We start from the raw sequence: 25,777 nt of genomic DNA on the forward strand, positions 1-25,777 counted from the left end.
AAAATGCATAAAAATCCGGTATCAGAGAATCACTGATACCGGAATATCGCATTGTCAGCTCATTGGTGAAACTCTTAACTGACTGGCATTACACCTCACGGTGGGTTTTTTATTTAGCTTGAACCAATGTTCCTTACTGGGCGGCTAGTACATCTAGGCCTCGTGCCAAGTCACGCTGAATATCTTCCTGACTTTCAAGCCCAACGGCCACACGAACCAAGCCCGGCGAAATGCCTGCCGCCGCTTTCTGTGCGTCCGAGAGACGGCCATGCGTGGTGGTTGCCGGATGAGTAATAGTGGTTTTTACATCACCTAAGTTCCCGGTAATGGAAAGCATACGCGTGGCATCAATGACCTGCCAAGCGCCCTCTTGCCCACCTTTCACCTCAAAACCGAGCACCGCACCAAAGCCCTGCTGCTGCTGTTTCGCTAACACATGTTGAGGATGTGCTTCCAGCCCGCTGTAGTAGACGCGGTTGACGGCCGGGTGCTGATCTAGCCAGAGCGCCAGTGCCAGTGCGTTTTCACAGTGCGCTTTCATACGCAGTGAGAGGGTTTCCAAGCCTTTGGTGAAAATCCACGCATTAAACGGGCTCATGCAAGGTCCACAGGTGCGCACGACACCAAAAACTTCTTCCAGCACGTCATGCTTGCCTACCACGGCTCCGCCTACTGCGCGTCCCTGACCATCCAGATATTTCGTGGCAGAGTGAATGACCAAGTCCGCACCTAGCGCGATAGGCTTTTGCAGTGCGGGGGTCAAAAAGCAGTTATCAATGGCGAGCAGTGCACCGCTACGCTTGGCGAGCGCCGCCAGCGCAGGGATATCCGCCACTTCGGAAAGCGGGTTTGAAGGCGTTTCAGCAAACAGCAGCTTAGTCTTAGGGCTGATCGCCTCTTCCCACGCGGCCAAGTTGGAAAGCTCCACATAGCGCGTTGTGATACCGAACTTGCCCAGATACTTATCAAACAGGCTGACCGTGGAGCCAAATAGCGAACGAGACGCCACAATCTCATCGCCTGCCGAAAGCAGTGCCAGCGCCGTTGAGAGAATGGCTGACATGCCAGAGCTAGTCGCCACGCAGCGTTCACCACCTTCAAGCGCCGCTAGACGGCGCTCGAAAGTATGTACGGTAGGGTTCGTAAAGCGCGAGTAAACATTGCCTGGCTCTTTACCACCAAACTTGCGTGCCGCCTCGGCAGCACTCTCGTACACAAAGCTTGATGTGGGAAAAATGGGTTCCGAGTGCTCCCGCTCAAACGTGCGGTGGTGGCCCGCGCGAATAGCGAGCGTCTCAAGCGACCACTCATCCTGATGGCTATCTTCGTGCATGGCAGAGCCCCTTATTCCAAACGCGATTTCAAAATGCTAATTATTGCACCACATACACATTTCTCCTGCGGGCCATTTGGGCACCGCAGGCAGCGTGACACTTAATCGTCCAGATCGTCGTCTTGATTATGCATATCGACCAGCGCGTGGTCACCCGCGCTCTGATCTTTTGCTGAATCGTTACGGCTGGCTTCCAAGACGGCCAAATACGCATCGTCAATGTCGCCAGTGACGTAGTTACCGTCAAACACTGAACAGTCGAAGGCTTCCATGTCAGGATTTACTTCGCGGCAGGCGTCTTTTAGATCTTCCAGATCCTGATAGAAGATGCGGTCGGCACCGATCAGCTGCCCAACTTCCTCTTCAGTACGACCATGGGCGATCAGCTCAGACGCCGCTGGCATATCAATCCCATAAACGTTGGGGTAGCGAACGGGCGGCGCGGCAGAGGCAAAGTAAACCTTACGCGCACCGGCATCTCGCGCCATCTGAATAATCTGTTTGCAGGTGGTACCTCGTACGATGGAGTCATCCACTAGCAGTACATTCTTGCCTTTGAACTCCACATCAATGGCGTTCAGCTTTTGGCGTACCGATTTTTTACGCTGGGTTTGACCCGGCATAATAAAGGTACGGCCAATGTAGCGGTTCTTCATAAAGCCTTCGCGGTAGGTCACGCCGAGATGCTGAGCCATCTCTAGAGCGGAAGTACGCGAGGTATCGGGAATCGGAATAACCACATCGATATCGTGATCCGGCCACTCGCTCAAGATGCGATCACCCAGCTTACGACCCATCTGCATCCGCGTGCCGTAAACGTAAGCACCGTCCAGGATAGAGTCAGGACGCGCCAGATAAACATGCTCAAAAATGCACGAGCGTAGCTGTGGGCGATCTGCACATACCTGGGTGTGTACTTGCCCCTGCATATCAACAAAAATCGCTTCGCCGGGGCCAAGGTCGCGTTCCAGCTCGAAGCCACCCACGTCCAGCGCCACCGACTCAGAGGCAATCATCACCTCTTGGCCATCAGCATCCTGACGGGTACCAAACACCACCGGACGAATGCCGTGGGGGTCACGGAACGCCACCATACCAAACCCATTAATAATCGCGACCGCCGCGTAGCCGCCTTTGCAGCGCCGGTGCACTCTACGAACCGCATCGAAAATATCCTCAGCTTCTAGATGCAGCCCCTGCTTGCCCAATTCATGGGCGAACACATTCAACAGCACTTCCGAGTCAGAGCTGGTATTGATATGGCGAAGATCAGTGGAGAACAGCTCCTGCTTCAACTGCTCTGAGTTGGTCAGGTTACCGTTGTGGGCCAGCGCAATGCCGTAAGGAGAGTTAACGTAGAAAGGCTGTGATTCTGCCTCACTGGAGGAGCCAGCTGTCGGATAGCGAACGTGACCAATGCCCAGGTTGCCTTTCAGGCGTGCCATGTGGCGAGTATGGAAGACGTCACGAACTAATCCGTTACTCTTGCGCAGTAGGAAGCGTCCCTCGTTCCAAGTCATCATTCCGGCAGCGTCTTGGCCCCGATGCTGAAGTACGGTCAGGGCATCGTAGATTCCCTGATTTACTGCCTGCTTGGCCAGAAGGCCCACTATACCGCACATTCCAGTTACCTCGCTTTAATACCATGGCTTACTGACGCAAGCCCGTACGTTCATCAAACTGACAAGCACTGGCGCTGGAAGCAGCACCAGCGGAGAATTTTCTGGCAGTTCCCGTTACTCAACCTCAGGGGCGCTGCTGGAGGGTAGCGTCGGCTGTGGGCGACGCAGTTCAGGTAGCGAAATATCGCGCAGCGACTCAGGCGGTGTCGGCAGCTCCCGCTCCCATTGGTCTAGCTGGCTGACCGCCCAATCGCGAAGCTCAATAAAGGTTGGCCGTAACGATGCTTGCTGCCAAGCCTGGAGCTCAGCCAGCGGCGTTAGGGTAATCAACACAGTAGCCACTAGCAGAATCACCGCCCCGCGGGCTATCCCAAAGGCAGCACCTGCAAATCGATTCAACAACCCCATGCCAACCCATTCAACGGCCGCATGCACCACGCGAATAACAATGCCACATAACAGAATGACGGCAAAAATCACCAGAGCAAATGCCAGCACTAAGCGTGCATCAAAGCTCTCAATAAAGCCGCTCATTAACTCTGCAACGGGCTCCGCCAAAACACGTGCGACCATTAACGCAACGACCCAAGCAGCTAAGCCAAGCGACTCGCGCACGAAACCGCGCACAAAGCCCGCCAGCATCGAAAGCCCAAGAACGGCTAAAAACAGCGCATCAATCCAGGTCAATGCCATCGTTAATCTCTTACTCGAACAAGCAGACCCTGCACATTAATACGCTGTTTGATAAGCGCCATCGCTGCCTCACCATCCTCAGACGTGGCGTAAGGGCCTACTAATACAGTAGTCAGATTGTTATCACGGGCGCGCTGAAACACGCTAAAACCTTCACCGCTTAGCTGGTCGCTAATACGCTGGGCGTTGGCGGTATCACCAAAACTGCCCACCTGGACTGCCCACTCGCCCTGCTGCTGAGCAGAGGGTGCTACGGAGGCACTGCTATTGCGGCTCTCATTCGCTGCGACCAGCGCGGCAATGGGGTCTTCTTGCGGCGGAGAATCCGGTTCACGGCTGGGCTGCGAAGGCGCTTGTTGGCTAGGCTCGGCAGCAGCGGTTTGCGACGATGAACCTTCATCAGAACTAGAGCTCGCTACTTGATCTGTTTGTGGCGCTCGAGGTATTTCCTCTATCGGCTCATCCAGCGCTTCATCGGTAAGGACAGGTGACGACGGTGCAGGTGTATCAATGGTGTCAGGCATGTCAGGCACGGGCACATCTTGACGCTCCACATCCACAGGCTGTTCGATCACAAAGGTGGGCTGAGGGCGCTCTTCCCGAGGTGCGGGGTCGCTCATCAACCAAGGGACAACGATGGCCAGTAGCGCCAGCAGTATCACGATGCCACTAATGCGTTCCGTTTTACCGTATTTCATATCCCTCTCCATCAAGCTTAGCGTGCCCGCGGCGTTGCTTGCGGCAGTGGCATGGCCAGTAACTCAGCTACCGTGAAGAATGAGCCGGTGGCCAGCACGCGGTCCTCTGGGGCTAGCTGCTTGGCAAGCTTGGCAGCCCCCGCTGCGGGGGAGTCGGCGCAATAATACACGTGTCCGCCCAGCGACGTAACACGTTTGGCTAACTCGTCTGCAGAACGGCCACGCCCACCTTCAAGGGTAACGCACACCCAATCCGTGATACTTGGCGAAAGCGCCTGAATCACACCGTCGGCATCTTTGTCGTTAAGCATACCAATCAACGCCCACTGACGACCCCCTTTTGGTGGTGCTGGCAAACGGCGGGCCACGTACTGTGCCGCATGAGGGTTATGCCCTACGTCCAAACACCACTGCCCTACCCACTGCATTCGCCCGGAGAGCGTTACCGTACGCAGCGCTTTGCGCACCGTGTTTAACTGCAAAGTGACACCCGCTAAGGCCAGCGCTTGAAGCGCCGTGGCGGCATTATCAATTGGCAATCCAGGGTCTGGTAAACCATCCAGAGAAAGCGTACTGCCATCGGCAGTAAGGCCATGCCAGCACCAGGGGTTGCCTACCGTCTCACCAGCGCTATGACTGAAGGCGGTGCCTAGTGCGTAGCTATGGGCTGCTATCGCTATTGCTGATTCCAACACGCTTGGCGGAAGCGACTGGCTACCTAGCACAGCGGGTTTTAGCGGGCGAAAAATACCCGCCTTTTCTCGCCCGATCTGTTCAAGATCGTTGCCTAGAAAATTCGCGTGATCAAGCGCAATCGTGGTCACGATAGCCACATCCGCGTCAATAATATTCACCGCGTCTAAACGGCCGCCCAGCCCCACTTCCAGAATCGCAATATCCAATGTGGCATTAGCCAAGCACCACAGCGCACACAGCGTGCCAGCTTCGAAATACGTGAGGCTAATTGAAGGCTCTTGCAAGCGGGCGTTTTCTACCTGCTGAAAGCCTTCCACCAAACGCTGGTCGCTGGCTTCCCGGCCATCCACCGTCACGCGTTCGTTGTAACGCAGCAGGTGCGGAGAGGTATAAGTACCCGCCCGCCACCCGTGGGCGCGGGCGATAGCATCTATCATGGCAAGGGTAGAGCCCTTGCCATTGGTACCTGCTACCGTGATGACCTGTTTCGCGATGGGGCGCTCTAGCAACCCCATACGCTTGGCCACCAGAGAAACACGCTCCAGCCCCATATCGATCCCTACGGGATGCAGGGTTTCAAGGTGATGAAGCCATTCGGCTAAGGTGTTAGGCATTGCGTGAAGCGTCATCGCTCGTCGCGTGACGAGAATCCGCTTGAGCAGATGTCTCTGCCGCTTCCGCTAGCTGCTCTTCATTGGCCACCGGCTCAACCACCTCAGCTTCAGGCAGATCACCTTCAGCCGTGTTAGCGCTTTGATGTGTCAGCTTACGCAGCACGCCACCCACGCGGGCACGCATATCGTGGCGGTGAACAATCATGTCCACCGTGCCGTGCTCTAGCAGGAACTCACTGCGCTGGAAGCCTTCCGGCAGCGTTTCACGCACGGTTTGCTCAATAACACGGGGGCCAGCAAAACCAATTAGCGCGTTGGGCTCGGCAATATTTAGGTCGCCCAACATCGCCAAGGAAGCCGAAACACCACCAAACACGGGGTCAGTCAGCACCGAAATATAGGGCACGCCCGCCTGCTTGAGTTTCTCAAGGGCCGCTGAGGTTTTCGCCATCTGCATCAGCGAGAACAGCGCTTCCTGCATACGCGCGCCGCCCGAGGCTGCAAAGCAGACCAACGGAATGCCCTCTTCCAGGGCGATGGTGGCGGCACGTACAAATTTCTCACCCACCACAGCGCCCATGGAACCACCCATAAAGGTGAACTCAAACGCCACAGCAACGATCGGCAGGCCATCCAGCTCGCCGCGCATCGCCACCAGCGCATCTTTCTCGCCAGTCTCTTTTTGCGCTGCGGTCAGGCGGTCTTTGTACTTCTTGGAGTCGCGGAATTTGAGGCGATCATTCGGCTCAATCTCTGCCGCGATCTCTTCGCGCCCCTGCTTATCCAGGAACCAGTCCAAGCGTTTGCGCGCCGTTAAGCGTAAATGATGCTCACACTTGGGGCATACGCTGTGATGTTTCTCTAATTCAGGCAGGTAGAGAACGGCTTCACACTTGGGACATTTACGCCAGAGACCATCGGGCACGCTGGCGCGACGGTCTTTACGCTGGATACGCCCCATGGAGGGCACGATCTTGTCTAACCAGCTCATATCAAAAAGGCTTCCGTGTACGTCAAGGCTTGGCAGCGCCAAGCCTGATGAGTGTCGTCAATCAATTCAGTGTAGACGATGAGGGAACGCGCTTAGGCGTCCATCGCGGTGCGCATTTCTGCCAGCACGCTTTTTAACTGCCCGGCGATCGTTTCAGGCGCATCGACGCTATCGGCAATACGGTTAACCAGTGCACTGCCCACAATCACGCCGTCGGCAACTTTTGCCACTTCGGCAGCCGTCACACCATCGCGAATACCAAAACCAACGCAAAGCGGTAAATCGGTCATATCACGCAGTGGCGCAAGGTGCTCGGCAACGTCTTCAGCGTTCAACGTTGCCGCACCGGTGACACCTTTTAGCGAAACATAGTAAAGGTAGCCCTCACCGTGGGCGCATATTGTAGCGGCACGGGCATGGGAAGTGGTAGGCGCAACGAGGAAAATCGCTGCCAAGCCACGCGCTTTCAGCAGCGGGCCGAACTCATCGGCTTCTTCTGGTGGCATATCAACTACCAGCACGCCATCCACCCCAACACTCGCGGCTTTATCGGCAAACACCTCATAGCCGATGCGCTCGATAGGGTTGAGATAGCCCATCAAGACGATGGGCGTCGTGGTGTCGGTTTGGCGAAACTCGGCCACCATTTCCAGCAGGTCCACCAAGCGAGTGCCCTGCTTCAGCGCCCGCTCACAGGCTTTCTGGATCACCGGGCCATCGGCCATGGGATCTGAAAACGGCACGCCAAGCTCAATCACATCAGCGCCCGCGTCTACCAAGGCATGCATAAAGCCAACGGTATACTGCGGTGCCGGGTCGCCTGCGGTGATGTAAGGGATCAGGGCTTTACGCCCCTGCTGCTTTAACTCTGAAAAACGCTGGTCAATACGATTCATGCTAGCCCTTAAAACTCGATGCCGTCGATTTTCGCAACGGTCATGATGTCTTTATCACCACGACCCGAGAGGTTCACCACAATATGCTGATCCGGGCGCATGGTAGGAGCCAGCACCTTGGCATGGGCCAACGCATGGGCAGACTCCAAGGCGGGCATAATGCCCTCCATGTGGGTCAGCTCACGGAAGGCTTCCAGCACCTCTTTATCGTTCGCGGCTACATAGTTAACCCGGCCCACGTCTTTCCACAGCGCGTGTTCGGGGCCAACGCCGGGATAATCCAGGCCTGCAGAAATCGAGTGCGTATCCGACACCTGCCCCGCCTCATCCGACATCAGGTAAGTTCGGTTGCCGTGCAGCACACCGCGCGGTGCATTAGACGAAAGCGGCGCGGCGTGACGGCCTGTCTCTACCCCATCACCACCGGCTTCCACGCCGTACATGGCCACTGCGTCATCTTCTACAAACGGGTAGAAAAGCCCCAGTGCGTTAGAGCCGCCACCCACACAGGCGACCAGCGCATCGGGTAAACGGCCAATCTGCTCTAGTGACTGGCGACGGGCTTCGCGGCCCACCACGGCATTGAAATCACGCACCAGCTGCGGATATGGGTGCGGGCCCGCCACGGTACCGATGATATAGAAGGTATTATCCACGTTCGTTACCCAATCGCGCAGGGCTTCGTTCATGGCGTCTTTGAGCGTACGGGTGCCAGACTCCACCGGGATAACACGGGCACCCAGCAGACGCATGCGGTAAACGTTGAGCTTCTGGCGCTGCACATCGGCAGCCCCCATATAGACATCGCACTCAAGGCCCAAGCGGGCGGCTACAGTGGCTGTGGCAACGCCGTGCTGGCCAGCACCGGTTTCAGCAATCACGCGCGGCTTGCCGGTCTTTTTCGCCAACAGCGCCTGACCAATGGTGTTATTAACCTTATGAGCGCCCGTGTGGTTGAGGTCTTCCCGCTTCAGCCAGATTTGCGCGCCGCCTAACGACTCCGACCAGCGCTTTGCATGATAAAGCGGAGATGGACGGCCCACGTAGTGAGCCAGGTCACGATCAAACTCGGCCTGAAAATCCGGATCATCACGCAAACTCAGATAAATCTGCTCCAACTCTTCCAGGGCAAAGCTTAAGGTTTCTGACACAAACCGGCCGCCGTAGGGGCCAAAATGACCACGGGCATCCGGCATTCGGGTCAGGTCGCTGAACTTGGTTTCAGTTGCTGAGACAGTCACAGGCATACCTCACAAGATCGCCAGAAAAGGCAAAAATGAATGAACAAACGTCTAGCGCGCCCACGTTCGCGGTGAGCCACGCATCGTAATTCTGAGTGCACGCAGGTGGTAACGCTTAATGCGTATTGGCCTGCGCCACATGACGAACAAAAGCGGCCATTAACCCGGCCTCTTTAACACCAGGGGATGCCTCAATACCGCCTGAAACATCAACCGCATACGGCGCTACCTGAGTCACCGCGGCGGCAATATTATTGGCTGTTAGCCCACCCGCGAGGATAACAGGTTTTTCCAAGGTTGCGGGGATTCTAGACCAATCAAAGGTCTCGCCAGTTCCACCCGGCACGCCCGGACGGTAGGCATCTAACAGCAGCGCTTGCGCCGCTGCGTACTCTTTTGTCGCCTCGTGCAGGTCGATGTCATCGCGCATGCGCAGCGCTTTAATCCAGGGTCGCCCAAACTGTTGGCAAAACGCCGCCGACTCATCGCCGTGGAACTGAATAAGATCTAAATGCGGCAGACACTGCTCAATCAGCTCGGCAGGCTGGTTCACAAATAGCCCCACGCGGGTCACAAACGCAGGCACCTGTGCGGCAAGTACCCGCAGGGCCTCAGGGGTAATGCTGCGGCTACTTTTCGGCCACATCACAAAACCTAGCGCATCGACACCCAATGCCACCGCTTTGGCGATATCTTCCGGGCGAGTGAGCCCACAAAATTTGATACGCGTGCGTGTCATCAGCTGGCTCATGAAGAGGTCTCCTGCTGCTCAGGTTTCGCTTGCTTGGAGAACGTCAGCCGCCGCCTTGCGGCCACCCGAGGGCTTTCCGGCAATACGCGCTCTCCGGTCCACTCTCCGGTAAAGGCGAGTAGATTCGGGCCTAGCGGCTCTTTGGGTAGCTCAAAACGCTCATCGTAGATGGAGTCGACAAAATGCAGGCCGCAGGCAGGCGCCGTCACATCGCCTTTACGGCGGTTTTTCAGCGCCAGCAGGCGCTCAATATGCCCTTCGTCCTGCACGCCGCGCCCAACGCTTGCCAAGGCTCCCGCAATATTGCGAATCATGTGGTGCAAAAAGGCGTTGCCTTGAATATCGATGACCACCAGCGGGCCGTGACGCTTCACTTCCACAAAGTGCATTTGCCGCCAGGGGGTTTTCGACTGACAACCGGCGGCGCGAAAACTACTGAAGTCATGCTCGCCAACCAACGCCTGGGCAGCACGGTGCATGGCATCGGCATCCAGTGGGTCACGGCACCAGGTCACGTTAGCGCGCTCTAACACCGGGCGGCTAATTTGGTTCAAGAAAATATAGCGATAGCGGCGCCCCAGCGCCCCCAGGCGGGAGTGAAAATCGTCGGAAACCGGCTTCACCCAGCGCACGGCCACGTCTCTGGGTAGATTGGTATTCGCGCCAAAGATCCAGGCCTTTTCGGTGCGCTGAACCGGAGGGTCGAAGTGAATCACTTGGCGAGTGGCGTGTACGCCTGAATCTGTGCGCCCACTGGCATGGATACGCACCGGCGCGCCAGCCACCTTGGCTAACGCATCCTCGATGGCCTGCTGGACAGAGGCCGCATGCTTTAAACGCTGGAAGCCGCAAAAGCGTGAGCCATCGTACTCAACGCCCATCGCCAAACGGCCAGCCAGCGGTTGTGTCTCATCAAAGTGGTAGAACAGCGTCATCGAGCCACGTCATTTAGAGGATTTTGAAGGTTAGCTATTATCCCGACGTCGCGGCTCGAATGCCACCTCTTCAATCTCCCATTCTTCTTCCGGCTCTCGGCGCGGGTAAGATGGCGACGCCTTAGCATTCTCCGACGCTCTCTCACCCCATACAGGCTCATCCGCACTGCCGAAGTCATTGGTTAAAGAGGGTGGGTGGTAATCAATGTAATGCGCGCTATCGTCCTTTTCCTCTGCGACGGTCGCCGGTGGCACTTCAGCTTCTTGGGCGGCATGCTCACGGTAAGAAGCATCCTCCACCGGCTCAGGCGTCTCTAAAAATGCGGCGTTGAGGGCCGCTTCATCTTCTTCATGCATGGAAGAAGCGCCTTCCGTGTCAGCCTTGTCTTCTTCATCCTGCGTTTCCCAAAGCGTATCGCCTTCGTGATCAACAGACTGCTGGGCTGTAGGCGCTTCATCAACGAGACTATATGACTCACTGTTTAGTGGTTCATCATGGCTATCCGCCAACGGCTCCTCTGCTGGATACTCAAAAGCATCACGGCGACTCCCCTCCTCTTTATCGTGGGAGCCCGCAACGGGCGGCGTCTGCTGAGATTCGTCAGCAGCCGTATCCATAACACTCGCTGTAGTAAAGGCAGCAGCGGCAGGCTGGACGGTCTCTCTCTCCTTTGGCGAAGCGGCAGCGCTTGGCTCAGATCGCTGGGGTGCAGGGGATGCCACCTCCTCCCACTGGCGTTCACGACGTTTTCGCGACCAAATTAGCGCACCCAACAGCAGCGCCAAAGCAACGCTGGCCAGCGGCCATTGATATGTTTCTAGACGTTCTATCAAGCTAGGGGTGGAAGAAGTGTTCACAGCGGCACTGGCAGGTATCGTGGCATTGGCAGCTCGCGACTCGGCAGCCGCTAGCGCCCGCTGGGTCTCCCGCTGAGAGGCATTGAGCGCCTCGGTCAATGATGCCACTTCCTGGCGCAGCGCAGCCATTTCAGCACGCATTTGCTCGCGCTCTTCCAGCACCATTTGCAGCATGGCCTGGCTTTCCTGAAGCTGCTCAGCGAGGTCTCTAAGCGTCAGCCCGGCTAGCTCACCCTCTTGCACGACTGTTTCCTGTGCATCTTCCATTGGCTGGGGCTCGCTAGGTGCAGCATCACTGCCGCGCGCATCGGACTGCGCTGATGGCTCAGCAACTGCTGTGCTTTCAGCCTGCACTTCTGACTCTGTTTCTGGCGCTGATGCCGAACGAGGGGAAGGCCGCCGCATTGCCTGAACCGCCTGGGCGGCCTGCGCTGGGGTCAATGCCATTAGCTGCTCACGGCTAGGCACACGCAAGGTTTGCCCTGCTCGCATATCATCGACATTGCCCGTAGGGAAAGCAGCAGGATTACCCTCCACCAGGGCCATCATCATTTGCTGAACGCTTACATCAGCGGGCTTAATACGTTCAGCAACGCCCCATAGCGTATCGCCACTGGCAATGTAAGCAATATTACGCTCAGGTGTTTGGGCAGGGGCAGCCGGAGCCGCAGGCAGAGATTGTGATGGCACAGGCTGAGCCACTGAAGATGCCTCGGCCACCGTAGCATCAACACTGGCCGCATAATTGGGCGGATCAAACAGTAGCATAATCGCTTCCGTACGCCGCCCTTCAGGCGTAGTGATGGTGACCAAGAGATCCAACCATGGCTCGTTCACCGCTTGCTCAGAACGCAGCACCAACTGTGGGCCACCGGGCATACGCTGTAATTCAGCGCGCACGCTGGCGACCAGCGGCGTCCACTCTAAGCCCAGCGCGTTAAAGGCAGCTTCATTTGCAATTTCCACGCGTACATCGTCTAGCGCCACACCGGCGGCATCGACCAGCGGCACGGTGGCATCTAGCGGCGATTGCAGCGGAGAATTCACGGTGGCTTGCCCAAGCCCAACCGCTAAAGCCAACGGGCTAACAGCGCTCAGTGGCAACCACAACCACCATGCCAGCTTCTTTTTCATGTAGGGCCCCTACTGCCTGCGATTCACTGCCACGATGCAACACCTTCATTCTGTTGCGACGAGATAAGTTAGTTCGTTCTTATCATAGCGTATTTATCATGCCGTTATGTTCAACGCATACATTTGCATGAAGTCACGGATTAGAAACATAAGTCACGGCAAAAAAAATGGGAAGCTGCGAACAGCTTCCCACTTTTAGCTAGCGATTAAACGCCGGTGTTTCGCGACCGCTTACTGCTCACGCAGAATTTTCAGCATGCGCTTGAGCGGCTCAGCAGCACCCCACAGCAGTTGGTCGCCAACGCTGAAGGCAGAGAGGTATTCACCGCCCATTTTCAGCTTACGCAGGCGGCCTACCGGCACTTGCAGCGTGCCAGTGGCAGCTGCAGGCGTTAGGCCCGCAATGGTGGCGTCTTTATCGTTGGGGATCAGCTTGACCCACTCGTTATGCTTGGCAATACGTTCTTCAATCTCATCCAGCGGCACATCTTGCTTCAGCTTGATGGTGAACGCCTGGCTGTGAGAGCGCATAGCACCGATACGTACGCAGAGGCCATCAATGGGAATCGGGTTGTTCTCAAGACCCAGAATCTTATTGGTCTCGACGCTACCCTTCCACTCTTCACGGCTCTGGCCGTTATCGAGCTTGGTGTCGATCCACGGCAAAAGGCTGCCTGCCAACGGCGCAGCGAAGTTGTCAGTGGGGAAATCACCGCTGCGCATGGCTGCCGTCACTTTGCGGTCGATGTCCAGAATCGCGCTTGCCGGGTCGGCTAGTTCACTGGAAACGCTGTCGCGCAGCTGGCCCATCTGGTTCAGCAGTTCACGCATGTGCTTGGCACCGGAGCCAGACGCCGCTTGGTAGGTCATGGAGGTCATCCACTCGACCATATCGGCTTCAAACAGTCCGCCTAAGCCCATCAGCATCAAGCTAACGGTACAGTTGCCACCAACGAAGGTTTTGGCTCCCTTGGCGAGCTGGGCGTCGATAACCTTACGGTTCACCGGATCGAGGACGATAGTGGCGTCATCTTCCATACGCAGCGTACTGGCGGCATCAATCCAGTAGCCTTTCCAGCCGTCGTTACGCAGGTCGCCGTAGACTTTCTTGGTGTAGTCGCCACCTTGGCAGGTCACGATGACATCCAGAGCTTTTAGATCGTCTAGTGCAAACGCATCTTTCAGCGGAGGCACGTCCACGCCGATATCGGGGCCAGGCTGGCCGACTTGGGAAGTGGTGAAAAAGATCGGCTCAATGCCGTTAAAATCACCATCTTCCTGCATGCGCTGCATCAGCACCGAGCCAACCATGCCACGCCATCCCACGAAACCGACTTTCAACATGTGAAGTCCTCCAACTAAGAATGAGACCTATATTATACACAAATATCAGACACGACGTCGGCCACCCCTCAGGGCAGCCGACGTGTGCTGCTCAAACAAGCATTGAAATGAATCAATTAGTTAGCAAGCTTTCTTTGTTACTCAGCGCGCGCAAATGCGGCAAGTACCGCATCGCCCATCTCAACTGTCGAGACACGGCGCGTGCCTTCAGACGCGATATCAGCAGTACGCAGGCCATCGTCCAGCACGCTGCCCACGGCGGCTTCAATACGCTCGGCCATCGCTGTTTCATTGAGCGAGTAGCGCAGCATCATCGCCACAGAAAGCATCATGGCCAGCGGGTTAGCGATATTCTGACCCGCGATATCCGGTGCGCTACCGTGGCAAGGCTCGTACATGCCCTGCCCGCTCTCGTTGAGTGAGGCCGACGGCAGCATACCGATAGAGCCGGTCAGCATGGCGGCAGCGTCAGAAAGAATATCGCCAAACATGTTGCCGGTCACCACCACATCGAACTGCTTCGGTGCGCGTACCAACTGCATCGCAGCGTTATCCACGTACATGTGAGAAAGCTCGACGTCCGGATACTCCGGCGCTAAGCGCTCCATCACTTCACGCCACAGAATGGTGACTTCCAGCACGTTGGCTTTATCCACCGAGCAGAGCTTCTTGCCCCGCTTCTGGGCCATCTCAAAGGCGACGCGGCCAATGCGCTCAATTTCGCTTTCAGAATAGATGTAGGTGTTAAAACCAACGCGCTCACCGTTACGCTCTTCGATACCGCGCGGCTGGCCAAAGTAGATGCCGCCGGTGAGTTCACGCACGATCATGATATCCAGGCCAGCCACCAGTTCAGGCTTCAGGCTGGAAGCGCTAGCCAACTGCGGGTAGAGCATGGCCGGGCGAAGGTTGCCGAACAGACCAAGGTTCTTACGCAGCCCCAACAGGCCTTTTTCAGGGCGCTTGGAGAGGTCTTCGAGTTTATCCCACTTAGGGCCACCCACCGCGCCAAGCAGAATGGCACTGGCGGCTTTGGCTTTTTCCAGGGTTTCAGCGGGCAGCGGCTCGCCGTGGACATCGTAGGCGGAGCCACCCACCAAGCCCTCTTCTACTTCAATATCCAAGCCCGCCTCTTGGCAGGCTTGTAACAAACGCGCCGCCTGGGCCGCGATTTCCGGGCCGATACCATCACCGGGCAGCAGTAACACTTTATGAGTCATGCTCAATCCTTAGCACTGATAATTGAATACTTACGCAGGCTGGCGGAACAGCCACGGGCGCTGCTGGCGGTGCTTCTCTTCAAAGCTACGAATGGCATCTTCGTCTTGCAGGGTGATGCCAATATCGTCCAAGCCATTCAGCAGACAGTGCTTGCGGAATGCATCCACCTCAAACTCCAGAATCTCACCCCCTGGGGTAATCACCCGCTGATGCTCCAGATCCACGTCGAGCTGATAGCCTTCGTTGGCGTCCACTTCCGCAAACAAGCGGTCGACTTCCTCTTCCGCCAGCGTGATCAGCAGAATGCCGTTTTTAAATGCGTTGTTGTAGAAAATATCGGCAAAGCTAGGGGCAACCACCACCTTGAAGCCGAAATCTTCCAGCGCCCAGGGGGCGTGCTCGCGGGAACTACCGCAGCCGAAATTACGGCGCGCCAGCAGCACCTCAGCGCCCTGGTAGCGCGGCTGATTCAATACGAAATCAGGATTCAGCGGGCGCTGGGAGCAGTCCTGGCCCGGCTGGCCTTCATCTAAATAGCGCAGCTCGTCAAACAGGTTCACGCCAAAACCGGTGCGCTTAATGGACTTCAAAAACTGCTTGGGAATGATCAGGTCGGTGTCGACGTTAGCGCGATCTAACGGCGCGACCACGCCTTCAAAACGTTCGAACTTTTTCATGGCTTAGGCCTCCTGCGCGTGAGTGGCGTCGTTAGCGGGTAAGGTACGTACATCGACAAAGTGGCCAGCAATCGCCGCCGCCGCTGCCATAGCAGGACTCACCAAGTGAGTACGACCGCCATAACCCTGGCGACCCTCGAAGTTACGGTTAGAGGTAGATGCACAGTGCTCGCCTGCCCCAAGCTTGTCCGCGTTCATGGCCAAACACATGGAGCAGCCCGGCTCGCGCCATTCAAAGCCCGCCTCAATGAAGATTTTGTCCAGGCCTTCCGCTTCCGCTTGGCGCTTCACCAAGCCAGAACCCGGCACCACCATGGCCAGCTTGATGGAATCGGCCACTTTGTTGCCCTTAGCCACTTTTGCCGCTTCACGCAGGTCTTCAATACGCGAGTTGGTGCAGGAGCCGATAAAGACTTTATCCAACTTGATGTCGGTGATCTTCTGGTTCGCCTGCAGACCCATGTATTCCAACGCGCGGGTGTGGCTGCGCTGAACGGTTTCATCCAGGGCCGCTTGCGGGTCGGGCACTTGGCCTGAAATACCGGTGACCATTTCCGGGCTGGTGCCCCAGCTCACCTGCGGCTCAATCTCTTCCGCTTGCAGAGTGACCACTTTATCGAAGTGGGCATCCGCATCAGACACCAGCTGACGCCAATCCGCGACAGCGGCTTCCCACTGCTGGGCGGTCGGTGCGAACGGACGCTCGCCTAAATAGTTAATGGTGGTATCGTCCACCGCGATCAGGCCCACGCGAGCGCCGGCTTCAATTGCCATATTGCACACGGTCATACGGCCTTCCATAGAGAGCGACTCGATGGCGCTGCCCGCAAACTCGATGGCGTAGCCTGTGCCGCCTGCGGTGCCAATCTTGCCGATAATCGCCAGCACCACATCTTTTGCGGTAACGCCCAGGCCAAGCTCGCCCTCGACGCGCACCTGCATGTTCTTCATCTTCTGCGCCAGCAGGCACTGAGTGGCCAGCACGTGCTCCACTTCTGAAGTGCCGATACCGTGAGCCAAGGCACCAAATGCGCCGTGGGTGGCGGTGTGGGAGTCGCCGCACACTACGGTCATACCCGGCAGTGTGGCACCCTGCTCAGGGCCAACCACGTGCACGATGCCCTGGCGCGGGTCGTTGATTTTGAACTCTTCGATACCGTACTCGACGCAGTTATCGTCCAGAGTTTGCACCTGAATAAGCGACACCGGGTCTTTAATCCCGCTATTGCCTTCGGCGCGCTCTTTCAGCGTGGTGGGAACGTTGTGATCCGGCGTTGCCAGGTTGGCATCCAAACGCCAGGGCTTACGCTTCGCCAAACGCAGGCCTTCAAACGCCTGGGGCGAGGTCACTTCGTGAAGCAGCTGGCGGTCGATGTAAATCAGCGCCGTACCATCATCGCGCTGTTTCACCAAGTGCTGGTTCCAGAGTTTGTCGTAAAGCGTTTGACCTGACATATGGCTCTCCTGGGCGGTGCCCTGCTAGTTCGGTGTGGCAGCCTCTGCGTGCTGCTTAAATTGCGATGAACAGGAGTGTTACGCGACTCGCGCATAAAAGCAATTCATGTTATTCATACTTTAGATTCCAAACAGGAATAGATACTCCCGGAGTGGCACGTGGATACTCAAAGCCTGCAAGCCTTTCTCGCCGTGGCAGAAACCCAAAGCTTCTCTCGCGCTGCCGAGCAGCTACACCTTACTCAGCCCGCGGTGAGCAAACGCATCGCTACGCTGGAAGATTTACTGGGCACGCGGCTGTTTGACCGCATTGGCAGGCGTATCGCGCTGACCGAGGCAGGCAACGTGCTGCTGCCCAAAGCGCAGCGCATTCTGTTTACAGTAGAAGATAGCCGCCGAGCGCTGGCCAATCTATCTGGCCAAGTGGGCGGTAAACTGACGCTCGCCACCAGCCACCATATTGGCCTTCACCGGCTGCCGCCGTTATTGAAGCAGTACACCCAGCGCCACCCAGAAGTCGCGTTAGACCTGCACTTTTTAGATTCCGAACTGGCCTACCAGGGCGTAATGGATGGCACGCTGGAAATGGCCATTGTGACGCTCGCCCCTCACCCCGTTGAACAACTGCAGGTAGTCGAGCTTTGGCGAGACCGACTGTGTTTTGTCTGCGCCAAGGACCACCCGCTGGCCCAACGCAGCCGTGCTGATGACAAACCCCTGAGCTTGGCGGAACTGTGTGAAGTGAACTGCATATTGCCGGGAGCCAAAACCTTTACCCGCACGCTGATTGGCCAGCGCTTTGAAGAAGCAGGTCTTAACCTGCCCGTGAGCATGTCCACCAACTACCTTGAAACGCTCAAAATGATGTGTGGCGTTGGTTTAGGGTGGAGCCTGTTACCCGAAAAAATGCTCGACAGCGAGCTAGTAGCGCTACCCGTAGACACCGCTCCCATCCATCGTCCGTTGGGCTATCTAGTACATAACAACCGCACGCTCTCTAATGCTGCCCGCAAAATGATTGAGCAATTGGAAGCAAATCGCGAAACATAAAGTTACAAATAAAAGCTTACCTTCACTCTGATTGCCTCATTATTTCTCCTCAAAATCGCTTCCAAATAGCTAATTTCTTGAGCTGTCTCATTGAAACCTAGCACTGCCTCAACTTAGCATAAAATCTATTTTTTATTCCTAATCAAAAACATAAGGGGATTTTTCGTTGCAAGCAGATGAGGCCTCTCACCCCTTTAGCTGACAATATTACTCTGCAAGTTCATGTTTTAGTCCAATTTTTACTTAAAGATACTTCTATACACTAGGAAGATACATTTGATTACAAATCTACTTTCATTAGCTTCCAGGGTAGGAGTATCACCATGCAGAATCGCCCTAGCTCCTTACTGCCGATTTGCCTGCTCGCCTGCCTCACCACCAGCGCGGCTTATGGGCAAACCACTACCGACGCGCAACGCGAAGCACTGGTTATCCAGGCACGTCAGGGAGCTTTAGATACATCCATCGATGGCTTAAAGACACTCTATCACCAAACACGCGACAACCGCGTGCGTGAAGACTTAGTCGCCCTGCTCGTGCGTGCCTCCCGAAATCAGGAAGCGCTGGCCGTTTGCACCTGGTGCCAAATTGAGGATTACAGCGATTCTGAGCTTGCCAACCTAGCCGGAGCTGCTCGTAGCGCGGGTGACTTTGACCAAGCGTTAGAGATGTTTCGAGCGCTCACCTACCGTGACCCCTCCAATGCACAAGGCTGGCTAGGCCAAGCACTGGTCCACACCGATATGGGTAGTTACACCCTGGCACAGATCGCCCTGGAGCAGTACAACCAGGTAGCTGGCACCACAACCGCCGGCCTTGAAGCCAAGGGCTACCTAGCCGCGCGAACCACCAACGCTATGCAAGAGCTAGATGCCCGCCAAGCACTGGTCACGCAAGACCCCAGCAACACAGGCGAACTGCAAGCGCTTTACCGGTTGGCGGTAGGCCTTGGAGCCAGCACCGCGGCACGGCGCATTATGCAGTCCAACCCGGATGTGTTTAGCGAAAGTGACCGCCTCTGGCTCACTTATTATGAAGGGGTTACCGATATTCGCTTGGGCATTCATACAGATGAGCCCTCCAGAACGGCCAACGGTTTGGAGCAACTGAATGTCGTGCTACGTAACCCGGACGCCCCCCAAGAGCTGATTACCGTAGCCGAGTACGACAAGGTAGTTGCCCTGGCTGAATTAAGGCGCTTTTCCGAAGCGGAGGCCCTGGCGGTTAGGCTTGAAAACCAGCACGGCCAGTTGCCCAGTTACGTTACCCGCGCTAGAGCCCATGCGCTCAACGGCATGGGCCGCCCACACGAAGCCATCGCGCTCTATGAAGGCCTGATTCGGCAATTCCCTGAACAGGCCACCAACCCGGACGACCCGCTTAACGAAGGGCTGTTCTATAGCTACACCGATGCTCAGCGCTTCCGCGATGCCGACAAACTATTGCAGACATGGCGCGCCAGCGAGCCCGAGCAGCGGCTGGATTTCACCCGCACCGTACGTATCGAAAACCCCAACTACCAGAAAGTGCTGCTACTGGAAGTATTGCTAGAGGCCTGGCGTGGCCGCCCTGAAGAGGCCACTGAGCAATTAGAGGCCTATCAGGCGCAAGCGCCTGCCGAACCCTATTTATGGGTCGTGAAAGGCGATATTGAGCGCGATAGAGGCTTGCCAAGAAAGGCCGAGGAGTCGTTCTTGCAAGCCATCCCGCTACTGCCACCCGACCGTAAGGAAGTGGCTGAACACGGCATCTTGCTCTCCCGCTTACAGCGCGGCCAATGGCGCGGCACCACCGATGAGGTTGCACGTGAGCTGGTTGAAGCCCGGCCCAGCGCCTCGCGGGACGATATGGCCAGAGAGTGGCGTGAAATGCGCGCCCCTCAGCTGAGCAGCACGTTCGAGCGTAGTAAAGGCCAAGGGAGCGGCACCCAAGCCTCGCGCGAATGGCGCTATGAAGTGCTCTTGGAAGGCCCGCGTAACAGCAGTGGCTCTCGCCCTTTCGCACAGCGCATTGGCCAGTACGGTGAGTTTGAAGATGAAGACCTCTATGCCTCGTACAACATAGCGGGCTACGAATGGAACCTGTACCCCGCAACGGTCACCCTGGCAGCGGGCCACGGTTCACAGCTGAACGAAGATTTTCTTGCGCTGGCCGAACTGAAGTACGCCCACAACGACCACGTCACAACGACGCTGGGTGTCGAAATGAACACCACCGACACCCCGCTGCGCGCCTTGCAGGATGACGTTAACGCCGACCGTTACCGGGCCGAGTTTGCCTATCGTCACGATGAGCGCGGCGCGGGTGCCCTCGGCCTCATGGCAACCGACTTTGACGACAGCAACCTGCGGCAATCCGTGTACGGCTACTGGAATCAAACCCTCTACCACTTGGATCGCTGGCAAATCAACGGCGGAATTCAAGCATCTGCGTCACGTAACGATGACGTAGAAGCCAGCTACTTCAACCCCAAACAGGATGCCAGTCTGGCCGGTGTATTAAGCGTCAATTACGAGATCCCGCTTGATTACCGCCAGTCCTTTATCCAGTCCTTCTCACTCGGTTCAGGGCGTTACTGGCAGGAAGATTTTGATAGTGAAAACACCTGGTCGATTGGTTACCAACATAGCTGGGAGTTAGCCCCCACCGTGAACTTCGAGTATGGCATCACCCGCGAGCGAGCCGTCTACGACGGCGTTCCTGAATACGACAATGTTATTTCAGCTGGCTTTGTATGGAGATTCCTATGACACCCTGGCGCGTCATTGTAATGAGCGCGGTTTTGCTGATGACCATCTCTATTCAGCAGGCCCAAGCCGCCCGCGCACCGGATGATTACGTAGTCATCAGCTACCACGATGTCGTGGATTCCAGCGTCACCCCCGAGCTGGATATCTACTCACAAACCATCACCCGTAGCCGGTTAATTGAACACTTCAACCTGATTTCCACAGGCGGCTACCAACCCGTGAGCTTGCAGCAGATCCTCGACGCCCGAGCAGGCAAAGCACCGCTGCCCGAAAAAGCAGTGCTGCTTACCTTCGATGACGGCTACCGCAGCTTTTATGACATCGTCTTCCCGCTACTCAAGTTGTACAACTTCCCTGCCGTACAAGCCGTAGTGGGTAGCTGGCTGGATACGCCTGCGGGGGGGCGGGTTCCTTACGGCAGCATCACCCTTCCCCGCGAACGCTTTCTCAGCTGGGAGCAGGTCAAAACCTTGGATGAGTCACCTCTGGTGGAAATTGCCTCTCACTCCTACAACCTACACTACGGGGTATTTGGCAACCCGATGGGGAACGAGCAAGCCGCTGCCGTTACCAGTATATGGAACCCCCGCAGCGGTTATGAAACCGAGGCAGGCTACCTGACGCGGATACGCAATGACATGGCGCTTACCCAACAGCGCTTCCAAGAAGAGATTGGAAAAAGCCCGCGTATCATCGTTTGGCCTTACGGTGCCTACAGCGAAGCAACGCTGAACATTGCCGCTGAATACGGCATGGAGTACACCTTCAGCCTGCTCAGCGCCCCTAACCGCCTGCACGATTCCATGCGTAGCATGAACCGCTACCTGATTGACCAGGAAACCACCCTGGAAACGATTGAAGAGATTCTTTCCAACCGGCTATGGGAGAACGAAGAGCAACGTATTGTTCACGTTGACCTGGACTACGTATACGACCCGGACCCCATTCAGCAAGAGCAAAACCTCGATAGGCTGATTGAGCGCATTTTCCGCTACGGCGTCAGCACGGTTTATTTGCAAGCCTATGCCGACCCGGATGGCGACGGCGTCACCGATGCCCTCTATTTCCCCAACCGCCACTTACCGGTTAGGGCGGACCTCTTCAACCGGGTTGCCTGGCAGTTAAAGAAACGCGCCAACGTGAAGGTCTACGCCTGGATGCCAGTGCTAGCGTATGACTTAGGGGATGACTATCAGTACGTCACTGACGTGAGAACCGGCCAGGAGTCGCCAAACCAGTATCGTCGGCTCTCTCCCTATGTCGAAGAGAACCGCCGCACCATTGTTGAGATTTACCAAGACCTTGGCCGCCTAACCAAGTTCGATGGGCTGCTGTTCCATGACGACGCCTTCTACACCGACTTTGAGGATGCCAACCCCGCAGCGTTAGACGCCTATGCCAGCGCCGACCTGCCCAGGGATATCAACGCCATCCGCAGCGACGACAACTTGATGACGGCCTGGACCCGCTTCAAAGGCGAGCACCTGACCGACTTCACCCAAGAGTTGATCCAAGCGGCTAACTACTACCGCCAAGCGGACAACAAAGTCTTCACCACCTCGCGCAACCTCTACGCCGTGACGGTGATGGAGCCACGCAGCCAACGGTGGTTTGCCCAGGACATGCAAAACTTTGCCTCGGGCTACGACTATGTAGCGGTAATGGCCATGCCCTATATGGAAGAAGCCGACAACCCCAATGAGTGGCTAAGAAGCCTCGCCCGCCGCTCGTTAGCCCAGGTAAGCGCCGACCAATTGGTGTTCGAGCTGCAGGCGCAAAACTGGCACACCCAAACCCCCATTCCCAGCAAGGAAATGGCCCAATGGGTTCGCATACTCCGCGAAGAAGGCATCAAACACATTGGCTACTACCCGGATGATTTCCACAACAACCATCCAGATATCAATGTGATGAGGCCGGTTTTTTCCATCGGACGTCGGTTTAGGGCTCTTCCATGAACATACTCGACCACCTTGCCATCTTCACGCTTGGCTACCCAAGCCTCATGGCAACGATCTGGATATGCGGCGGGATCTACTTCTACGTGCACTGGGAGCGCAAGCAAGCCTGGCCCGCCACTTTCGTCTGGGACGAAAGCGCCCCCAAGGTAACGGTGCTGCTGCCCTGCTACAACGAAGAGGCCAACGTGAATGAAACGGTGCACCACCTCTTCAAGCAGAACTACCCCAACATGGAGGTGATCGCCATTAACGATGGCAGCAAAGATAACACCGCAGAGCGGCTGGCAGCCTTGGTGCAGCAGTACCCCACTCTCAAGGTGCTGAACCAAACCAACCAGGGTAAAGCCAGCGCGATGAACCATGGGCTGAGCCACGCTACCGGCGAGATCATCGTCGGGATTGATGGCGACGCTATTCTCGACTACGACGCTATTGGCTACATGGTTAATCACTTTCTGAGCAGCCCCAAGGTGAGCGGCGTTACCGGCAACCCACGGGTAAGAACCCGCTCGACCGCCATTGGCAAAATTCAGACCGGTGAGTTCTCCGCCATTATCGGCCTGATCAAGCGCGCCCAGCGCATTTACGGGATGGTGTTTACCATCTCCGGCGTCATCTGCGCGTTTCGCCGCCAAGCACTGGAAGAGATTGGCGGCTGGAGTACCGACATGATCACGGAAGACATTGATGTGAGCTGGCGTTTACAGCTCAAAGGTGGGCAAGTGCGCTATGAACCCAGGGCCATGTGCTGGGTACTGATGCCGGAAACCCTACGCGGGCTGTTCAAGCAACGGCTGCGCTGGGCGCAAGGGGGCGGCGAGGTTTTTCTGCGCTACTTCACCCAAACCATCCGCTGGAAAAACAGGCGCTTTTGGCTGCTGATGCTGGAGTACATCATTAGCGTGGTGTGGTGCTACTCGGTAGTCACCCTGTTAGCAGTCTGGCTGATTTCGCAACTGACCATGCCAATGGCCTGGCCCATCACCGGAAAGCTGCTCTCCTATTTTGGCAGCATCCTGATCGCCATCAGCTTCATTCAATTTACCGTCAGCTTCTATATCGATAGCCGCTACGACAAAGAGATCTACCGCTGCGTTTATTGGAGTATCTGGTACCCATTCGCCTACTGGATTCTCAATATGGCCACGGTTGTTATCGCCTTCCCTAAAGCCATGCTACGCCAAAAAGGAAGGCTCGCCACATGGACTAGTCCTGACCGAGGGGAGCAATTTAATGAACAATAAACTGGTGTCTGTCATCATCGACAACCCTTACCAGAAAAGCTGGGGGTATCGATCACGGGATACGCTTATCACCCTTGCCACGCTAATACTCTGGGGGTTAGTCATGGCAAAGGTATACATGTTCTTTATTGTGGGAGAAGCATTTCTGGAACAGCTCTACAGCTCAGTAATGATCAAGCTAGTATCGGTGGGTTTTGTACTCACCTTCCTGACTTTTCACTGCTGGGCGGTTTACAACCAATACCTCTATACCAGCTACTTAAAACGCCAGCTGCGCCACTTTCAACAACCAACGCTTGAGCTTGAAAACGACGATTACACCCAACTCGACCGGAGGTTGGCAACCGAGCACACGATCCGCGAACACGAACTCATCGGCACCCCCAGCCAAGCAACCAACTAACCCACCACTCCCCCTTCAAGCCACCACCGCTTGAAGGGGGAACACCCCATAAAGCACCTAACGGCTCCCCAGAAAGGCCGTGGGAGAAAGGCCGTAGGAGGGCGCTTCAGCGCGCGATGATCCCGGCACAAAACCCACTACATATCAAACGGTAACAAGCAATCAGCAAAGCATCACCACCTGATCTAAAAGCCAGCCCTATCACTCCCCAAACCGGTGCATCTCCGCATTCGACAACACAAACGAAGCCCCCTCACCCACACCACCTAACGCCACATCAATCATCCCCGCCGCCACACACCTCACCTCAATCGGCCGCACCGAGCGCGGCAACCAACGCACCGCCGGGGCCAACAGCACGCTCGCCCACTTCTCCGCCAACCGCCCATCCTCCGGCCGCCCCAATAACAGCGAAGGCCGAGCAAAAAACACGCAGGGCAACCCAAGCGCCTGAATATCCCGCTCCACCTCGCCTTTCACGCGGTTATAAAAAATCGAAGAACGCGCATTCGCCCCTTGCGCCGTCACCACGCCTAACCTGCTCACCCCCGCCGTTTGACAAGCCCGCGCAAAGGCCAGCACCAATCCATAATCCACACGGCGAAACGCCTCTTTACTCCCCGCCTCCTTCTTCGTGGTGCCCAGCGCCACAAAGGCCACGGCACCTGCGGGCATACACTCGGCGGCCTGGGCTTCTAACTGGTCGAAATCAAGCAGCGCAGGCTGGATTTTGGAAACGATAGCGTTGGGAAATTCACGGGTAAGATCCAGCTCACGGCGGGTAATCACGATGACGCTTTCCACCTCACCCCGCTGGGTAAGCTGAGTAACGAGCTGCTGGCCGATAGCGCCAGTGGCACCAAGGACGATGGCAGTGGGCATGGGTGACTGTTTCCTCATACAGTTAATGCCACGTTTCGATACCCAAAAACCGAAACCTCACCTCTTCTAACGGCACCATACAAACATCCCGCTTACCAAAAAGCGTATAACGATTCCGAGCGAATAACTTGTAAACCGCGTCTCTGATAGGCCCTGGGACAACCTTGAATGCATAACATAACCGCCACGGCCCTTTCAGGTCTCTGGCGATCTCAAGGGCCGCATCGGAAAGGTGATCTTACCCAGCAACAGTGGACACTCGTTTAAGCGATCATTCGGACTTCAAACGCCTCTGGGCTGATCATCCCTATAGCACTGTGCCGTCGTT

Annotated in this window: 21 protein-coding genes and 1 pseudogene; 5 read left to right on the forward strand and 17 right to left on the reverse strand. The window is 56.3% G+C overall.

From position 1 onward, the window contains the following. Nucleotides 1-133: 133 nt before the first annotated feature. From ACIGG6_RS17755 to leuC, 15 genes are all read right to left on the reverse strand, one after another. Nucleotides 134-1,333 carry an O-succinylhomoserine sulfhydrylase gene (locus ACIGG6_RS17755; protein WP_399846380.1) on the reverse strand — a complete coding sequence of 400 codons (1,200 nt, stop codon included), beginning with the start codon at nucleotides 1,331-1,333 and terminating at the stop codon, nucleotides 134-136. A gap of 101 nt (nucleotides 1,334-1,434) precedes the next feature. Then, nucleotides 1,435-2,955 carry an amidophosphoribosyltransferase gene (gene purF / locus ACIGG6_RS17760; RefSeq protein ID WP_253503589.1) on the reverse strand — a complete coding sequence of 507 codons (1,521 nt, stop codon included), beginning with the start codon at nucleotides 2,953-2,955 and terminating at the stop codon, nucleotides 1,435-1,437. A gap of 114 nt (nucleotides 2,956-3,069) precedes the next feature. Continuing rightward, nucleotides 3,070-3,648: a CvpA family protein gene (locus ACIGG6_RS17765; protein WP_044628328.1), complete on the reverse strand. Its 579-nt coding sequence runs from the start codon at nucleotides 3,646-3,648 to the stop codon at nucleotides 3,070-3,072. A 2-nt stretch (nucleotides 3,649-3,650) separates the two neighbouring features. Beyond that, nucleotides 3,651-4,346 (reverse strand): SPOR domain-containing protein, encoded by a 696-nt coding sequence (locus ACIGG6_RS17770; protein WP_054640834.1) that lies wholly within the window; start codon nucleotides 4,344-4,346, stop codon nucleotides 3,651-3,653. 17 nt (nucleotides 4,347-4,363) lie between these two features. After that, a complete protein-coding gene (gene folC, locus ACIGG6_RS17775) occupies nucleotides 4,364-5,671 on the reverse strand; it encodes a bifunctional tetrahydrofolate synthase/dihydrofolate synthase (RefSeq protein WP_399846381.1) in 1,308 nt (435 codons plus the stop codon). Next, the gene (gene accD / locus ACIGG6_RS17780; protein ID WP_399846382.1) at nucleotides 5,649-6,647 is read right to left on the reverse strand and encodes an acetyl-CoA carboxylase, carboxyltransferase subunit beta; all 999 of its coding nucleotides are present in this window, start codon (nucleotides 6,645-6,647) and stop codon (nucleotides 5,649-5,651) included. Before accD ends, folC begins: the two co-directional genes overlap by 23 nt. 92 nt (nucleotides 6,648-6,739) lie before the next feature. Beyond that, nucleotides 6,740-7,543, reverse strand: coding sequence for a tryptophan synthase subunit alpha (gene trpA / locus ACIGG6_RS17785; protein WP_054640833.1), 804 nt, complete (start codon nucleotides 7,541-7,543; stop codon nucleotides 6,740-6,742). Between the two features lie 8 nt (nucleotides 7,544-7,551). Beyond that, nucleotides 7,552-8,790: a tryptophan synthase subunit beta gene (trpB, locus tag ACIGG6_RS17790; RefSeq protein ID WP_054644957.1), complete on the reverse strand. Its 1,239-nt coding sequence runs from the start codon at nucleotides 8,788-8,790 to the stop codon at nucleotides 7,552-7,554. Nucleotides 8,791-8,899: 109 nt separating this feature from the next. After that, nucleotides 8,900-9,535 carry a phosphoribosylanthranilate isomerase gene (locus ACIGG6_RS17795; protein ID WP_399846385.1) on the reverse strand — a complete coding sequence of 212 codons (636 nt, stop codon included), beginning with the start codon at nucleotides 9,533-9,535 and terminating at the stop codon, nucleotides 8,900-8,902. After that, nucleotides 9,532-10,470 (reverse strand): tRNA pseudouridine(38-40) synthase TruA, encoded by a 939-nt coding sequence (truA, locus tag ACIGG6_RS17800; RefSeq protein WP_062360413.1) that lies wholly within the window; start codon nucleotides 10,468-10,470, stop codon nucleotides 9,532-9,534. Before truA ends, ACIGG6_RS17795 begins: the two co-directional genes overlap by 4 nt. A gap of 30 nt (nucleotides 10,471-10,500) precedes the next feature. Continuing rightward, nucleotides 10,501-12,462 (reverse strand): FimV/HubP family polar landmark protein, encoded by a 1,962-nt coding sequence (locus tag ACIGG6_RS17805; protein WP_399846388.1) that lies wholly within the window; start codon nucleotides 12,460-12,462, stop codon nucleotides 10,501-10,503. Between the two features lie 231 nt (nucleotides 12,463-12,693). Beyond that, the gene (gene asd, locus ACIGG6_RS17810; protein ID WP_399846390.1) at nucleotides 12,694-13,806 is read right to left on the reverse strand and encodes an aspartate-semialdehyde dehydrogenase; all 1,113 of its coding nucleotides are present in this window, start codon (nucleotides 13,804-13,806) and stop codon (nucleotides 12,694-12,696) included. Nucleotides 13,807-13,943: 137 nt separating this feature from the next. Then, nucleotides 13,944-15,026 (reverse strand): 3-isopropylmalate dehydrogenase, encoded by a 1,083-nt coding sequence (gene leuB / locus ACIGG6_RS17815; protein ID WP_399846393.1) that lies wholly within the window; start codon nucleotides 15,024-15,026, stop codon nucleotides 13,944-13,946. Between the two features lie 30 nt (nucleotides 15,027-15,056). Continuing rightward, complete coding sequence (gene leuD / locus ACIGG6_RS17820; RefSeq protein WP_399846395.1) at nucleotides 15,057-15,704, reverse strand: 3-isopropylmalate dehydratase small subunit; 648 nt, start codon at nucleotides 15,702-15,704, stop codon at nucleotides 15,057-15,059. A gap of 3 nt (nucleotides 15,705-15,707) precedes the next feature. Continuing rightward, nucleotides 15,708-17,159: a 3-isopropylmalate dehydratase large subunit gene (gene leuC, locus ACIGG6_RS17825; protein WP_399846396.1), complete on the reverse strand. Its 1,452-nt coding sequence runs from the start codon at nucleotides 17,157-17,159 to the stop codon at nucleotides 15,708-15,710. Nucleotides 17,160-17,318: 159 nt separating this feature from the next. On the opposite strand from leuC, the gene ACIGG6_RS17830 reads away from it, so the two are divergent. The 5 genes from ACIGG6_RS17830 (at nucleotide 17,319) to ACIGG6_RS17850 (ending at nucleotide 24,567) form a co-directional block, all read left to right on the forward strand. Then, nucleotides 17,319-18,209, forward strand: coding sequence for a LysR family transcriptional regulator (locus ACIGG6_RS17830; RefSeq protein WP_062375083.1), 891 nt, complete (start codon nucleotides 17,319-17,321; stop codon nucleotides 18,207-18,209). A gap of 323 nt (nucleotides 18,210-18,532) precedes the next feature. Beyond that, entirely contained in the window at nucleotides 18,533-20,959 is a 2,427-nt protein-coding gene (pgaA, locus tag ACIGG6_RS17835; protein WP_399846398.1) for a poly-beta-1,6 N-acetyl-D-glucosamine export porin PgaA, read from the forward strand. Next, nucleotides 20,956-22,917 (forward strand): poly-beta-1,6-N-acetyl-D-glucosamine N-deacetylase PgaB, encoded by a 1,962-nt coding sequence (pgaB, locus tag ACIGG6_RS17840; RefSeq protein WP_399846401.1) that lies wholly within the window; start codon nucleotides 20,956-20,958, stop codon nucleotides 22,915-22,917. Before pgaA ends, pgaB begins: the two co-directional genes overlap by 4 nt. Beyond that, complete coding sequence (pgaC, locus tag ACIGG6_RS17845) at nucleotides 22,914-24,164, forward strand: poly-beta-1,6-N-acetyl-D-glucosamine synthase (RefSeq protein ID WP_399846404.1); 1,251 nt, start codon at nucleotides 22,914-22,916, stop codon at nucleotides 24,162-24,164. The genes pgaB and pgaC overlap by 4 nt, the downstream gene beginning before the upstream one ends. Further along, nucleotides 24,154-24,567, forward strand: coding sequence for a hypothetical protein (locus ACIGG6_RS17850; protein ID WP_399846406.1), 414 nt, complete (start codon nucleotides 24,154-24,156; stop codon nucleotides 24,565-24,567). The genes pgaC and ACIGG6_RS17850 overlap by 11 nt, the downstream gene beginning before the upstream one ends. A gap of 201 nt (nucleotides 24,568-24,768) precedes the next feature. Here ACIGG6_RS17850 and ACIGG6_RS17855 read toward each other — a convergent pair whose 3' ends face one another. Then, a complete protein-coding gene (locus ACIGG6_RS17855) occupies nucleotides 24,769-25,449 on the reverse strand; it encodes an NAD(P)H-binding protein (protein ID WP_399846409.1) in 681 nt (226 codons plus the stop codon). 22 nt (nucleotides 25,450-25,471) lie between these two features. Continuing rightward, nucleotides 25,472-25,666: pseudogene (locus tag ACIGG6_RS17860) on the reverse strand (thiol-disulfide oxidoreductase DCC family protein); the annotation flags it as partial. Nucleotides 25,667-25,777 lie beyond the last annotated feature (111 nt).

The sequence above is a fragment of the Vreelandella lionensis genome, assembly GCF_044543515.1.
In the GTDB taxonomy this organism is placed as follows: Bacteria; Pseudomonadota; Gammaproteobacteria; order Pseudomonadales; family Halomonadaceae; genus Vreelandella; species Vreelandella lionensis.